Genomic DNA, 15,182 nt, shown 5'->3' with positions numbered 1-15,182 from the left:
ATGGATTATTCATGTTGATTTATCGGTTGTGAAATTTGACGATTCTCCGAGCAACGAAGTGCCTGTTATCTATACGGCAAGCGGCTGGAAGAAAGAAAATTGCTACTTTTGTTCCATTTTTGATGCGATAAATTGTGGGGTTTGCTTTTTCTATTTCATGATTTTATTGAATTAATATTCTAATAGTTAAAGGGAAAGTAAAGTGACCCATATAATCAATGATCCCGGTCAGGCGGCTAGGTTTATATACCGTGCAACCTTTGGTCCGAAACCGGGGGATATCAGCACGCTGCTTGAAATTGGGGAAGAGGCATGGCTTAGCGAACAGTTTGAGCAGCCGTTGGTTCGTCACCGCCAGCTGACAGAGCAATTTTCCTCCGCAAGCAATGAAAAAATCAATGAGGTAGCCAGGATGAGTGCCTGGTGGTGCCGTGCACTTACCGGGGGTGATCAGCTAAGACAGCGTGTTGCCTATGCATTGAGCCAAATTCTGGTTGTCTCGCGCTATGGCGGCCCTGACTCTCAGTCGTTGGCAGAGTATTACGATTTGCTGCTAGAGCATGCGTTTGGCAATTTTCGCGACTTGCTCAAGGCCGTCACATTGAGCCCTGCTATGGGCAAATTTCTCACGATGGAGGGAAGCTGTAAGGCTAATCCGCAGCGCAATACATTCCCTGACGAGAACTATGCTCGTGAAGTGATGCAGCTGTTCAGCATCGGTTTGTGGCGTTTGGACTCCAACGGCACGGTGAGTCTTGATACTAACGGCAACAAAATCCCCAATTATTCGCAGGATGATGTTGAAGAGTTGGCGCGAGTATTTACCGGCTGGCGCCGCCGTAATTACCTTGAGCCTATGTATGCGGTGGCCAGCCGTCACGATACGGACGAGAAAGTGGTGATGGGGCAGGTCTTCCCGGCAGGGCAAACTGCAGAGCAGGATTTGGATCAAGCTATCGATCTGCTGTTTGAGCACCGCAACACCCCAATGTTCATTTCTACTTTGCTGATTAAACGCCTGACTATCAGCAATCCGCGTCGCAACTATATCAAGCGTGTTTCTGATGTGTTCAAAGATAACGGTTATGGTGTCCGTGGCGATATGAAGGCCGTGGTACGTGCAATTCTGCTTGATAAAGATTTGCTGGCGGGACGTGCTATGGCGGATCATCAAGCATCGGGGACGGGCAAGCGCAATTTTGGCAAAGTGAAGGAGCCAGTGATTGCGATGGCCAATCTATGTCGCGCCCTTGAGGTTAAGAATAATGATCCATTGCGCTGGTGGGATTTCGCTGGGATTCAAGGCAACTTTGGCCAAGCGCCGCTACAGGCTTCTAGTGTGTTTAACTTCTATGAGCCCGATTACGCCCCTAAAGGTGAGCTAACCGACAAGCAATTAAGTGGCCCTGAGTTTGCGATTCTATCGATGGATGTGATGCGTCGAATTTCAAATCGGATGTGGGGGATGATCACGTCGGTCGATCCAACCAAGCCTAAGCGTTGGCATTGGGACCGTAGTGAGTTCAAGGCGGTAGTCAGCGATCCGCAGGCGTATGTTGCTTTGGTCAACGAGCGGTTGTTCGGTGGCTTGATGTCACAGCCATTGGCCGATTACCTGCACGCCATGCTGGCCCAATTAGAGCAAGATCGCCGTAATGAAGACCGTAAGGTTATCGATACGCTATTTGCCATCCAGTGTTCACCAGAATTCCGTTGTCAGGGGTAAGCCATGAAACTATCAAGACGTAACTTTTTGAAAGGGACGGCAGCACTGGGAGCGACCTCGGTTGTTGCCCCGTCGGTTGCTGCTCTTAATCCCGTGGCGAATACGGATGAAGACTACAAGGCGCTGGTGTGTATCTTCCTGCTTGGCGGTAACGATGCCTACAACATGGTGATCCCCGATGACGATAGTGCTTATGCGGAGTATTTGTCTGCTCGTCCTAAACTGGCGATTGAGCGTAGTGCTGCCGTGCCGCTAGGTATTAAAACCGACAATAATGTTGCGTTGAGCCTGCATCCGGCAATGCAAAGCCTGCAGGATATTTTTGCCGTTGAGAAAAGCGCAACAGTGATCGTTAATACCGGCCAGTTGGTTGAGCCGATCATTGGTCGTGATCAGACTAGTGCGCGTTATCCTGAGTTCCTGATGGCGCACAATCTCCAGCAAACGATGTGGCAGTCCGGTGCCGATGAGATGGATATTAAGCTAGGCTGGGCTGGCCGAATGGTAGAGCAGATGTATCTGCCGGGTAAGCTCTCGCCGATGATTTCGTTAGGCGGCGAGAAGAAATGGCTGCGCAATAACATCAAAGAGCAGTTGGTGACGACCAGTGTTGGAGCGGGTAGCTATAGCGGTTTGACAACCGCTGATCGTGTTGATGCCATGATGCGCCATTTTAATGCGCAGTTTGCCAACCTGTATGAAGATAACTACTCAGCAACGATGGCAAGCCGATACCATGAGAATGCCCAGTTGGATGAGGCATTGGCCTCTGTGGGCAAACTACCGGGGTTTCCTGATACGGGGCTTGGTAATATGCTTCATACCACGGCGCAGATGATCAAGGCTAGGAACAGCGAAGCGATGGGCCACCGCCGGCAGGTATTCTTCCTTGGACTCGGTGGTTTTGATACCCATAAAGATCAGCTTAATGCCCACGCTGGGTTATTGAAGCAGGTCGCTGATGCAATGGCAGCGTTCTACCATGAAATCAAGCAGCAGGGGCTGTCAGAGAATGTAACCACCTTTACCATGTCTGATTTCGGACGCCGAATTATGCCTAACGAAACAGGAACGGATCATGGCTGGGCTGGCCATCAGATCATTATGGGCGGAGCAGTACAGGGTGGAAAAGCCTATGGTAAGTGGCCGGATCTCAAGCCGGGTAGTGAGTATGATTATAAAAATGGTCGCTTGATCCCGGAGATCGCGGCGGATCAGGTCAATGCCAGTTTGGCTCAGTGGTTTGGTTATGATGATCTGCCGGAAACTCTGTTTGCCTCCTTGTCACAGTTCGAGCAGAAGACAATTCCGTTTATGGTAGGTGCGGTAGGACCAGAATTGCCAGATCCTCCGCCGCAATATCCAACCTATACAGTGGGAACGGCTTATAACGAAGGTGATATTGTCGTGGGTAAGGATAATGCTTTGTATCAGTGTAAGCCTTGGCCGTATTCGGGGTGGTGTTCAAATTCTGGATATGCCCCGGGCGATAGCCTCTATTGGCAGGATGCATGGAATAAAATCTAAACGTTAGCGATATTGGCTAATAGCAACGAAGGAAGGCAGCGGGTGATCGCTGCCTTTTTTTATTGTATTTACATAATACAAAGTCGTGCATTACGCACAATTATTATTTTCAAATATGTATATTATCAGTAATTTGTGTATAGTATTTATCATGTCTTCATATTGGTATTGGGGTATTTTTGTTTTGCGCCGCGAATAATGGTGCTTATCCATCTATTTAGAATGCTTGATATAGAAATATAAGTATTCTTATCTGGAATAAGCGTATTCGCTAGATAGATAACTATATTAAAAATACAGTTGTATTGTTAAGTTATTAAGCCAGCTTGAATTAATGTAAACAGAAAGTAGCACTATCGTTTTTGATTATGAGCGAAAGCTGTATAAATACAATGGTTTCGGAAAGCTTTGGATAGTGATAGGTCGTTCATGATCGCCCTAGGAGAGGGACATGCTTAAGAAAATTACGCTTTATTTTGTTTCAACATTAACTATTTTGATATTTATTAGCTGTTTGGTTAGCTATCGTTATCTTGAAAGCTGGACAAACGAAAATATCAAGAAAGAGAATGAGGTTGTCGTTAATACCCTGACATCGGCATTAGGAAGTACGTTATCGAATACACAGAATAGCGTGAATGCATTAGCAAATACGTTTGCTCGATTTGATTTTGACAATGAAACATTGGCGATAATGAAAAAGATCGTTACAGAATCAAACGGCAAGTATATGGGGGTTTATTTTAGTAAGCCATCAGGTGAAACATTCACTTATTCCAATGAATTAAGCGGTATCATGCATGGGTTCAATGCCAAAGAGAAGCAGCGTGAATGGTTCATGGTGCCGATGTCTGGAAAAAATGTTATCTCCTCACCTTATATCAGTTCCACGGGTGAGACTATTATCAGTGTAGCATCGCCTATTCGTAATGAGTTCGATCGTATTATCGGTGTTTTGAGCATAGATGTTGATATTACTCAGGATCTGCTGAGAACCAAGATGGAATTTACAATAGCGGCCAAAGATGGCCATGTATTGTTTGTCGATAGCCAGACAGCATCTTGGAAAGGCAAAAATGTCTACGATATTATGCCGATTTATAAGTCGGTAACCGATGAACCGTTTTTGTATGAAAATGATAAAGGTGAATATTTTACTGTTTCGAAGCAGGACTATAATAACCAATACGATATATTCGCGTTTACACTTCAAAATAGTGCGTTTGAAAATAGAAACACCATCCTGACAATGTTCGTTATGCTGTTGCTTTCTGTCGGCGTTATTCTTGCGCTTATTGTATTCGCTATTGTTAAGAAAGAGATCAATACCAACTTGGGCGAGGAGCCGGAAGTCCTGGCTGAAAAAATAGAGCAATTTGCTCTTGGCCATATCGTATCGGTTGAGTTCAACCCAAATGGCTTGGTGTCGCAATCCTTGCGTAATATGCAACAAAGTATCAAAACGATAACTCAAACCACAAATACGGTGACGGATTCATTACTTGCCAACCAATCACGAATTGAATCGATTATCCAAGATAACAAGGATAATGCCCAGAGCGAGTCGATGGAAGTTGAGCAGGTTGCGGCGGCGATTACCGAGCTATCCTCGACAGCCACTGATGTGGCGCATAACGCGGCTCAGGCTGATACCCAAGCGAGTGACGTTCTTCAGGTGGTTGCCGTGGGTTCTGAAACCTTGCAGCGTTCTGAGTCTATTTCGGTTCAGGTGAGTGATTCAATCAAAGAGTCGGTATTGATTGTCAGCGAGTTGCGCCAATATAGCGACAAGATCAGCTCAGTGGTGGATGTGATCACGTCGATTTCGGAACAGACTAACCTTTTGGCTCTCAATGCTGCAATCGAAGCCGCGCGTGCTGGTGAGCAGGGCCGAGGTTTTGCCGTTGTTGCCGACGAGGTGAGATCGCTTGCAGCCAAGACTCAGCAATCAACCATTGATATTCAGTCGATTATTTTGCAGCTGCAGGAGCAATCGAAGAAAGCTGATGAGTTCATGGTGAGCAATTCTAGCTTGGTGGAAGAGTCCTACCGGATGTCGCTGGAGATCTCCGAGGCATTTAGAGGGATCATGGCGAAAGTCGAAGCAATGTCTGATATCAATACCTTGGTGGCAACGGCCTCGGAAGAGCAGTCATCGGTGACGATGGATGTTTCCCGCCGAGTAGAGAATATCAACCATACTGTACAGATCAGTTTGGATAACGCCCGCTTGATCAGCGACGTTAACCGGGAAATCTCCGCATTGATTGAAGCCATGAAGCAGGAAATGTCTTACTTCAAGATGGGATAAGATCGAAAATAACCGGATAGGTATTGGCAAAGGCAGTGGGCAATCACTGCCTTTTTTGTTTCTTTTTTATCGCCACGTCAGTGATGTTATTAAGATCACTTTGCCTATTGCCGGTGTATTCGGTGGTGAGTGAGATCTGCTTGATTAATCTTCCAGTGGAAGTGGTAAAGGTATCTGGCTATGACGAGGCAACAAAGGTATTGAGATTGTTGCTACAGCTACAGTAGTTGATGTGCCTATCATGGTGCTAAGTCTAGGAGCGAATCGGTGATGGAGGGGCGGCTTTTAATGGCTTTTATATCGTTCAACGCAATAAAGCCGGTGAGGGTATCACCGGCTTTTTTTGTGCCAACTGAAAGGGTTGTTTTAATTTCGAAAGATAATAATTATGGTCGGTTAGCTCATCATGACGCCGAGGCTCAGTAGCATCATGACCATTGCTGTCAGGATACCGATAAGCGGGCCGATGAAGCGAAGCCATGAGGAGTAGGCGACGCGGCCGATAGCAAGGCCACCCATAACAACACCGGATGTCGGGGTTACTAGGTTAGGTAGGCCAGAGGCTGATTGGAACGCGGTTACAACCAGTTCGCGGCCCACCCCGGCAAAATCGGCCAGTGGGGCAAGAACAGGCATAGAGAGTACCGCCAAGCCAGAAGACGATGGCACTACGATACACAGTACGGCCTCAACCCAGTAGATTGCGTTGATGAAAGCGATTTCGTTCAAACCGCCCAGTAGGCCTTCGGCGTAGTTCAAAATGGTATGGGTGATATTGCCGTTGTCCATGACCACGACCAAACCACGGGCGATGGCGATGATCAGTGCCACGCCGAGCAAATCGCGCGCGCCGTTAACAAAGCTGTCGGTGATTTCCACTTCAGACAGGCGGCCAACGAAGCCAACCAGAATGCTGGAGCCGATAAAGAGGGCAGAGAGTTCGGCCATCCACCAGCCAGCACTTGAAACACCCCACATCATGACGCAGAACGTCAGGCCGAAAATTGCCAGTACCGCCTTGCGGGTTGTATTTAGCTCAGGGGTTTGTTGCTCTTTGCTGTGAAGGAAATGACGCAGGTTGTCGTCGTGCTGGTGGGCAACAATCGAGCTGGACGGATCTTGTTTTACTCGCTCTGCATAGCGCATGACGTAGAACACACAGATGAGCCAGCCAATGACCAGAATCGCGGCACGCAGTGCGAAACCTTCCATGAAATTGATTTCTGCGGCGTTAGAGGCAATCACCGTCGCGAAGGGGTTGATGGTTGAGCCAAGGCAGCCGATCCCCGCGCCGACCATGATAATTGCCACACCGACGATACTGTCATAACCGGCGGCGATCATCACAGGGATCAGCAGGGCATAGAAGGGGATGGTTTCTTCGGCCATGCCATAGACGGTACCGCCGAGGGCAAACAAGCCCATCAAGATAGGGATCATCCACTTTTCACGGCCGGCAAGGCGCTTCATTGTACCGGCAATCCCTGCGTCAATGGCGCCGGTTTGGGTCACCACGGCAAGGAAACCGCCGATCACCAGCACGAACAAGGCGACATCGACAGCGCGGGCGGCATAGCTGGCCGGATCGTAAAAGCCCTGAATCGGGGCCATCAGGATATCAATGATCCCTTGCGGGTTGGCATCGACGGTTTGGTAGGAACCCACCACCGGCACCATACGGCCCAGGGTCTCGTTGGTGACCATCTGGTATTGCCCGGCAGGGATCAGCCAAGTCAGCAATGCCATCAGAACGGTCAAAAGCATCAGGATAGTGTAGGCAGAGGGGAATTTTATTTTGTTCATTATGTATTCCTTAAATGGGGCGCATGGCCCCATTGTTTCGGTTGCCGATATCAGGCAACAAATTCCATGATTTCTTTTGCTGTCAGGTTGTCTAGCCCCATTTTTTCCAAGGTACGTCCGGTAACGAAGTAATCGGTGTCGTTGTAGGCATTGTCGATGTGCAGGCAGGCTGTCAGCATCGGGGTGTCAATGCCGCTAAGCTGGGCAAACTCGTAACATGGTACCAGTAGGTAGGCGGCATCTTCGGTGATGTAGCGGTTGCTGGCCGAGTTCGGGGCACTGTTAAGCTTGCCGTGGGTCTCGGAGGTACGGTTGACTTCGTATACGTCTTTGCAGTCCATCGCGTAAAGCGCGTTCATCGCCTCTAGCTCGGGCTTCAGTGACAGTCCCAGCGCTGCACCGATAGCTAGGCGTTCGTTTTCCATGACTGCGGCCGCCTTGGCGGTAGAGACTGAGCAGCAGTCTTTGTAGTAGTTGAACTGGCCGTCGAAGTTTTCCAGCAGGCCCATGTTCAGCGTGGTTAGCAGCGGGTGGCCACCGAAGTTGATGTTCTCCAGCCCGGCTTCAATGACGTTGCCCAGTGGGGTAAGCGGCAACGGCATGACAGGTTGTAGGGCTTTAATTGCCTCGGCAGTGCGGTGAGCGGGTAGAGCGGCAACGGGCAGGAACTCTTTCATACCGAGAATCGCCAATTCGGCAGGGCCGACAATGCGGGTCGCCCAAGGGATCGAGATTGCATCGACAAAGGTGATATCGAGATCGTCATAGCCTTGTTCGTGTTTGATCCGGTTGAGAACCAGCGAGCCGTAGTTGCCCGGCATCAGCATCAGGATTTGGCCGTTGCGTAGATGTGGCAGCATATTGGTGAACAGTGGCTCTTGGGCAAACGAAGGAACCGGCATAACGATCAGATCGGCATAGGCCAGTGTTTCGGCCAGATCACGGCTGATTTTATCAATGGCTTGGAACCCGGCGTAGCTTAGTGACACATCATTGAAGCTCGCTAGTGCCTCGATACCACCGCGTTGTTCGATATCTGTCAGGGGCTGGTCGAAACCTGCTGCGCCATACAGGCAGACATCCGCACCCTGAAGAGTGAAGTGGTAGGCGGCGGTTAGCCCGGCATTGCCTGAGCCGATTACAGCGACACGCGTTGTCATAATTATTCCTTAATGTGTTGTGCGTTTTGTTGGATACACAGTAAGGAAAACTCGGTATTTCTCGCCAATGCCGAAGGCACAATCAGCCATGCAAAAAAGTTATACTGACGTGCTTCTTTGTTTTTAACCTTTTGAAATTTAAATGATAACTTATTTATTTGCATGATGCGGCAAGCTGTGGCGAATTGTGAGGTAGCGCAACTGGCGGCTGATCGAGATCCCGCATTGGCCCAATTTTCAGCTGGATATCCAGCGCGTCGGCCAACAGCATGAAGTGCTCGATAAAACTCTCGGCATGACGGTGGATCGGTTTGAGGGCCGGGTAAAGGATATCGAATTCAAATGGCAGGCTGAAGACCAAGGGGCGCATGACAACGTGGGCATGTTCGCTGTCTATCACGCCGGTGAAAGGGTCGGTGATGGCGATTCCTAGCCCTTCGCGAACCAGAGCCGCCGCTGTACTGGCTAGCGAGACTTCAATTTGCTCGATGGTCGAGAGGTTGTAGCGTCGGAGCAGGGCATCGATGCGCCGTTGGGTGGCATCTTTCTCATGGCGGATCAGCACTTGGTCGGCAATATCATAGATATCGATCACCTGATGCTTGGCCAAGGGAGATGACGCTGGAATAAGGCAGACACATTCGCACTCAACCCGCTGCGCTTTAACCCCTGCGATGCTGGTGTTATCAATGAAGGCAAAGCCGATATCGGTTGTCTGACTTTGTACATGGCGAACCACATCGCCCGAACGGTAGGTTTTAAAGCCGATTTTGAGTTTGGGCGCATTGCTGAGGAATCGGGCCAGTACCCGAGGCAGGTAGGCATTAGAAAGCAACGGCATTGCTGCGATATTGAGGCTGCCAAAATGGTTGGAGCGGATGGATATCGCTGCTTCGTCCAAGCCGGATACGGCGTCAAACACTTTGGCAACCTCTAGAGAGAAAGCTTGGCCCTCGTCGCTCAGTACAAGGCGGTTGCCTTTGCGTATAAAGAGCTTGAAACCGAGCCGTTGTTCAAGGCTGGACAGCAGGCGGCTGACGGCAGGTTGACTTAGGTGAAGGCGCTCGGCAGCGGCAGTCACGGTTTGGCATTCGATAATTGCTTTGAAGGCATTAAGCTGGGAAAACTTCATGAGTAGGCCGTATGGGGAAGAATGGCGCAAGGCTAGCAAAGCGCTGAAATAATTTCTTTGAAGCAGCAAGGATTTAGCTGACAGAGAAATGATAAGCGACTTAAATATGACCAGTTTTTCAGCAGAAAAATAGGGAAATCACAGGAATTAACATTGCTTATCGTCATGATGAGTTATTTATATGGTGATTTTCATCAATAAGCATAGACTAGCGCTTTTTTCATCCGGTACAGCACGATGCAATGTGACTTCTTTAACCAGCAGCAGTGTCGATCATGCCTGAATATGGGTATGCCATACGCCCAACAGATCGCGCAAAAAGATCAGGCGCTCAAATCATTGTTTGCCCAGCGTATGCCAGAGCAGTGGCTGGAGCCAGTGCTGAGCGATGAAACCGGCTGCCGCAATAAGGCCAAGATGGTCGTGCTTGGTGCTGCCCATGCGCCCGTGCTGGGTGCTGATGTGCAAACCAACGACAGCAATACGCTTGTCAGCCTGACACATTGCCCATTATATCCCGATGATATGCAGGCGTTGCTTGCGTACCTCCAAGATTGGATCCGCGTGTCCGGCATCCCGCCCTACAATAAAGCCAAGAAAAAAGGCGAGCTGAAGTTCGTATTGCTAACCCGCAGCCAGAACAGCGGTGAGTTCATGTTGCGTTTTGTATTGCGTAGCCGCGATGCAATGGGACGTATTGAGCAAAACCTTGCTCGCCTGCAACATGCATTCCCGGCAGTGACTGTGGTGTCGGTAAACCTGCAACCGGTGCATATGGCACGTCTGGAAGGTGACGAGGAGATATTCCTGACCGATAACCAGCATTTGGTTGAGCGCTTCAACGATGTGCCTTTGGTTGTTCGCCCTAAGAGCTTTTTCCAAACGAATCCCAAGGTGGCCGAGCAGCTTTATGCGACAGCTCGCGATTGGGTTAAAGAGCTTGCCCCTGAAAAAATGTGGGACTTGTTCTGCGGGGTAGGTGGTTTTGCCCTGCATTGTGCATCGGTAACGGATGCGGTGACGGGGATTGAAATCGAGCCTGAAGCCATTGCCAGCGCCAAGCGTTCGGCGGACGAAATGGGTATTACCAATCTGGACTTCGATGCATTGGATTCTGCCAAGTTTGCCTTGATGCATGATAGCGTTCCTGAGCTTGTGCTGGTTAATCCGCCGCGACGCGGACTGGGCAAGGTGTTGGCCGAGCAGCTGGTGGAATTGGCGCCGCGCTATGTGTTGTACTCAAGCTGCAACCCGCAGACGCTTAAATCAGATATCGACGCGATGCCTGAATATCAGCCTAAGCGCTTGCAGTGGTTTGATATGTTCCCGCATACCGAGCATGCCGAAGTGATGGTGTTGCTGGAGCGAAACGCATAATCCATTCGTAGCCTGATACTTTAATAAATAAGTACCTTAAAAAACAAGCCAGACATCATGTCTGGCTTGTTTGTATTGATAGCTTGTATCAGCTGTTTATGCCGCTATTACCTGCGTAGCTATTGTGCTCATGTTGCTCTTGCTTATATCACTGTTACTGATAAAGCGAGCGATAACAGGGAAACGCTGGGGCTTCATAGCGCCCATAGCAGCAGCGCCAGCAGCTGGGGTGACAATATCCTCAAACACATCACCAGCGGGTAGACCGTCGCATAAGACAGCGCCGCCGCACCATTGGTTGGATGTAGGCTATTGGCAAAGGCTAGCGCGGGTGGATCGGTCATCGAACCGGCCAGCATGCCGCAGATTGTTAGGTAGTTGAGGCCACCGAACATTCTGGCGACAACCCCAGTGATGATAAGTGGAATAAAGGTAATGAGTACCCCGTAACCCATCCAGCTCATCCCTTCGCCGTTGACGAGGGTATCGATAAAGCCGCCACCAGATTTCAGGCCGACTACTGCAAGGAACAATACAATCCCGATTTCGCGCAAGGCAAGGTTGGCGCTTGGTGGCATGAACCAGTAAAGTTTACCGATGCTGCCGATTCTCGCCAGAATCAAGGCGACAATGAGTGGGCCGCCGGCCAAGCCGAGTTTAACCGCAGCAGGAAAGCCAGGCAGGTAAATAGGAATAGAGCCCAACAATACCCCAAGGCCAATACCGAGGAAGACCGGCAGCATTTGCACCTGCTGGAGTTTTTGGTGCGCGTTGCCGACAATACCGCTAACGGATTCGATGGATTCCTGACGGCCGACCAAGTTGAGAATGTCACCAAATTGCAGGGTTGTCTGGCTGGTTGGTACAAGCTCGACACCGGCTCGGTTAAGCCGTGAGATCACTACATCGTATTTTTCCTTCAGCCCCAAATCGCGGATTTTCTTGCCCAGTACAATTTCGTTGGTCACCACCAAGCGTTGCACCCGCAGCTCAGTGCCTCGGGTAGAGAGTGAGGCATCCACTTCATCACCAATAACCAGCCTGGCTTTTTCCAAGGCATTGCGGTTGCCTACCAGGTGGAGCAGATCGCCAACCTCAACTTTGGAATCCGGCTTTGGCACAAACAGTTTGTCGCCGCGTTTCAGGCGCGAGCAGACAATATCCCCTTCGGTAATGGCCGGGACTTCCTTGAGCATCAACCCATTGAGGTTCTGGTTCTTGATAGCCACGTTGAGGGTATGCAGGCTCAGTTTCTTATGGCCATTTTGCTGGTCGAAGTTTGTGGCCTCGTCACTGACATTGACCCGGAAGATCAAGCGGAGGATCCACATGGTCAGCAAGATCCCGCAGATCCCGAATGGATATGCAATGGCATAGCCCATACCGGTGAGGTCCTGCATGCTTTCTTGGGCACCCAATTCAGCAAGGATTTGCTGGCCAGCACCCAGAGAGGGGGTATTGGTGACCGCGCCGGAGAAAATCCCGAGAATAACCGGCAGCGGGACTTCAAACAGATAGTGAAGCGCAATGGTAACCAGACACCCCAGCAGAACGATGAGGGCGGCAAATCCGTTTAGTTTCAGGCCAGAGCTTCGCAGCGAGGCAAAGAAGCCCGGACCGACCTGTATACCTATGGTGTAGACAAATAGAATCAGCCCGAACTCCTGGATGAAGTGCAAGGTGTGCGAATCGAGCACGATGCCCCAGTCGTTGGTGAAGTGACCAACCAAGATACCGCCAAAGAGTACCCCGCCAATCCCTAGCCCAACGCCATAGATGCGCCAGTTGCCGATCCACAAGCCCAGCACCGCCACCAGCGCAAGGATGCTGATAGAGAGTGCAATGTCGCTCATGTTTTTCTCCTAATTGAATATCGATCTGGCAAGGCGCAAGCAGAAAGCCGAGCAGGGCTGGAGTGAAACCGAGACCGGCCTACTGGCGCCTTGCCAGATCGGAATGTCAAATTGATGGCAAAGAGTCGCCAGCCCCTTTTGGTGGCAATGAAACGCCAGGGGTAGCAACAACTCGGTAAGAACTGATTTCGCCGTGGCGCGAAAGGAGTGGTTAGAGAGCGGGTATCTACAGCTGGTGGAACCAAAATCGGTGCGGGAAAAACCGTGTATCAACTACCTGTTAGTGGATAACAACACCGTCGCCATATTCAGGGACAAAATTTATGTGTGGTAAACAAAATACGCCTGTCTCGACAAGAGGTTAAGAGCCCGACAGGCAAACTGTGGCGCACATCAAGACTTTGTAATATTTGGTTACAAAAACTGTGAGGGAGCAAACTAAAAGTGAGATTTTGCTCATGAAATTAGCCACTCAGAAAACGAAGAGTGAGAGCTTTGCCACTAAACGATGAAATCAACCGGGCTCTTGGTTCCCGCCCGGCGGTTACCTATAACATGGGGGTAGATTTCCGTTGTACGTAAATCTGAGTGCCCAAGTAGCTCTTGAACTGTGCGAATGTCAGTGCCATTTTCCAACAGTTTCGTTGCAAACGAATGGCGGAATGTATGGGCCGTGACTCGTTTGGGTATGTCACTGGCTATGACTGCTTCTCTAAGTTTTCTTGAAAATGCTGTTGCGTGTAAATGGTGGCGGCATATATAGCCATCATAAGGATGGACGCAGCGATGACTGGATGGGAAGAGGAATTGCCAGCCGTAGAGTTTTAATGCACCTTTGTACTTTCTTAGCAAGGCGGGAGGTAACGAAGCCTTCCCGGCACCATCATCTAAGTCTTTTTGGTGGTTTTGTCTTACAAGGATAATTTGTGATTGCAAAGGCGCAATGAGCTTTTCTGGTAGTAAAGTGTATTGATCTTTGCTTCCTTTACCATTAAAAATCAAAATTGACTTTGAAGTAAAATCGATATCTTTGATTCTGAGAGTTAATGCTTCTTGAATACGTAAACCACATCCATAGAGAAGCGCTGCAATTAACCAATATTTTCCATCAAGATGCTGGAAAATAGCACTAACCTCTTCATTATTAAGAACTATTGGTATGCGTTTAGGCTTGCGAGTATTACTATATTTTAAGCCTTGAATGTCACGGCGAATAACGAATCGATATAAAAATATAAGAGCGCATAGAGCTTGATTTTGCGTAGCGGCGCTGACATCTCTGTTGATAGCGAGATGGTTTAGAAAACGTTCAATTTCTCTATTTCCCATATCAGCAGGGTGTCTTTTGTCATTAAAACGTATGAAGTAGCGAACCCAGTACATATAGTTTTTTTCTGTGCGAATACTGTATTGACGTGTACGTAATTCCGTTCGTACTTGTTGCATAAAAGGTGAGCCTGTCATCAATATCTTCCGTTTTAAGTAACTGTATATAAACACAGTTATAATGGAATGATAGAAAATGACCAACATTGATCTGCTAATAATGAGACAAAGAATGCAGGTATTTATCACGCTGTTTTCTTTTAAATGATTGATACTTATAGTTATTTATGGTATTTCTCGGTATTAATGAGGTCTCATTAATACCGAATGTTCGCTTTGCGCGAGCGAAAAACAGCTGTTAAGCAACAATGATTTTATGCAACCTATTGACTTAAAAGGATGCTGATAAGAAAATTGTGTGCAATTAAGCGTGTATTAGGCTGGGAAAAGCGAGCATGCTGTTTAATACACTGTTAGGTTAAATGGAGAGTAAATGAACATATCAGAAGTTGAAGTTCAAAAAGTAGTTAAGGCATTAGAACTACCGGAAGGCTATTCTATTTTGCAGCTTGGTATTGGTTATCAATATGAGTATGCACCTAAAGGTGTTCGTTATTCAGCTCCTTACCCTGAGCTAGGTAATAAGCTTTGGTTAGCAATTCAATTTGAAATGCAGCAGGTATTATGCGCAGTTGATGAAAGCAATCCCCAACCTTGGGTTCAAGAGCTTATTGAAGGGAATCTTAGAGATCTTATTGTCGGGGTTATGACTGCAATAACGTCCAAATATGATGTTACCTTAGGCATTTGTGTTCCTGCTGCATCACTAATTATCAAGAACCGAATAGGTGTATTGTGTTCTACTGAGCTTTCTAAGCCTGAAAAGTCAGTAAAGGATTTATTGCAAGAAATGAAACTTAAGTTCGGTGATAAGAAGTAGATTTAACCTAACACATATGAGCCTTTG

The 15,182-nt window shown here is 48.5% G+C and carries 10 protein-coding genes; 5 read left to right on the top strand and 5 right to left on the bottom strand.

The genetic code is table 11. The features are described 5' to 3' along the window. Positions 1-202: 202 nt before the first annotated feature. The 3 genes from ABT56_RS19240 to ABT56_RS23405 all read left to right on the top strand — a co-directional run bounded on the left by ABT56_RS19240 (position 203) and on the right by ABT56_RS23405 (position 5,564). Positions 203-1,726 (top strand): DUF1800 domain-containing protein, encoded by a 1,524-nt coding sequence (locus ABT56_RS19240; RefSeq protein WP_047880543.1) that lies wholly within the window; start codon positions 203-205, stop codon positions 1,724-1,726. Positions 1,727-1,729: 3 nt separating this feature from the next. Then, positions 1,730-3,253 carry a DUF1501 domain-containing protein gene (locus ABT56_RS19235; RefSeq protein WP_084722418.1) on the top strand — a complete coding sequence of 508 codons (1,524 nt, stop codon included), beginning with the start codon at positions 1,730-1,732 and terminating at the stop codon, positions 3,251-3,253. Positions 3,254-3,704: 451 nt separating this feature from the next. Next, the gene (locus tag ABT56_RS23405; RefSeq protein WP_053062573.1) at positions 3,705-5,564 is read left to right on the top strand and encodes a methyl-accepting chemotaxis protein; all 1,860 of its coding nucleotides are present in this window, start codon (positions 3,705-3,707) and stop codon (positions 5,562-5,564) included. A gap of 396 nt (positions 5,565-5,960) precedes the next feature. Here ABT56_RS23405 and ABT56_RS19225 read toward each other — a convergent pair whose 3' ends face one another. From ABT56_RS19225 to ABT56_RS19215, 3 genes are all read right to left on the bottom strand, one after another. Continuing rightward, complete coding sequence (locus tag ABT56_RS19225) at positions 5,961-7,367, bottom strand: YfcC family protein (RefSeq protein ID WP_047880542.1); 1,407 nt, start codon at positions 7,365-7,367, stop codon at positions 5,961-5,963. Between the two features lie 50 nt (positions 7,368-7,417). Next, entirely contained in the window at positions 7,418-8,527 is a 1,110-nt protein-coding gene (locus tag ABT56_RS19220) for an NAD/NADP octopine/nopaline dehydrogenase family protein (protein WP_047880541.1), read from the bottom strand. A 154-nt stretch (positions 8,528-8,681) separates the two neighbouring features. Further along, positions 8,682-9,659: a LysR family transcriptional regulator gene (locus tag ABT56_RS19215; protein WP_047880540.1), complete on the bottom strand. Its 978-nt coding sequence runs from the start codon at positions 9,657-9,659 to the stop codon at positions 8,682-8,684. Positions 9,660-9,896: 237 nt separating this feature from the next. On the opposite strand from ABT56_RS19215, the gene rlmC reads away from it, so the two are divergent. Further along, the gene (gene rlmC / locus ABT56_RS19210) at positions 9,897-11,036 is read left to right on the top strand and encodes a 23S rRNA (uracil(747)-C(5))-methyltransferase RlmC (protein WP_047880539.1); all 1,140 of its coding nucleotides are present in this window, start codon (positions 9,897-9,899) and stop codon (positions 11,034-11,036) included. 194 nt (positions 11,037-11,230) lie between these two features. Here rlmC and ABT56_RS19205 read toward each other — a convergent pair whose 3' ends face one another. Both ABT56_RS19205 and ABT56_RS19200 read right to left on the bottom strand, forming a co-directional pair. Further along, positions 11,231-12,889 carry a putative transporter gene (locus ABT56_RS19205; protein WP_047880538.1) on the bottom strand — a complete coding sequence of 553 codons (1,659 nt, stop codon included), beginning with the start codon at positions 12,887-12,889 and terminating at the stop codon, positions 11,231-11,233. 501 nt (positions 12,890-13,390) lie between these two features. Continuing rightward, positions 13,391-14,353, bottom strand: coding sequence for an integron integrase (locus ABT56_RS19200; protein WP_047880537.1), 963 nt, complete (start codon positions 14,351-14,353; stop codon positions 13,391-13,393). A gap of 355 nt (positions 14,354-14,708) precedes the next feature. On the opposite strand from ABT56_RS19200, the gene ABT56_RS19195 reads away from it, so the two are divergent. Beyond that, on the top strand, positions 14,709-15,155 hold the full coding sequence (locus ABT56_RS19195; protein WP_047880536.1) for a hypothetical protein: 447 nt from the start codon (positions 14,709-14,711) through the stop codon (positions 15,153-15,155). Positions 15,156-15,182: the final 27 nt, after the last annotated feature.

Origin of the sequence: Photobacterium aquae (assembly GCF_001029445.1) — a bacterium.
Lineage (GTDB): Bacteria > Pseudomonadota > Gammaproteobacteria > Enterobacterales > Vibrionaceae > Photobacterium > Photobacterium aquae.
Note: the sequence above shows the minus strand (reverse complement) of the source record. Positions and strands in the feature narration are given on the sequence as shown.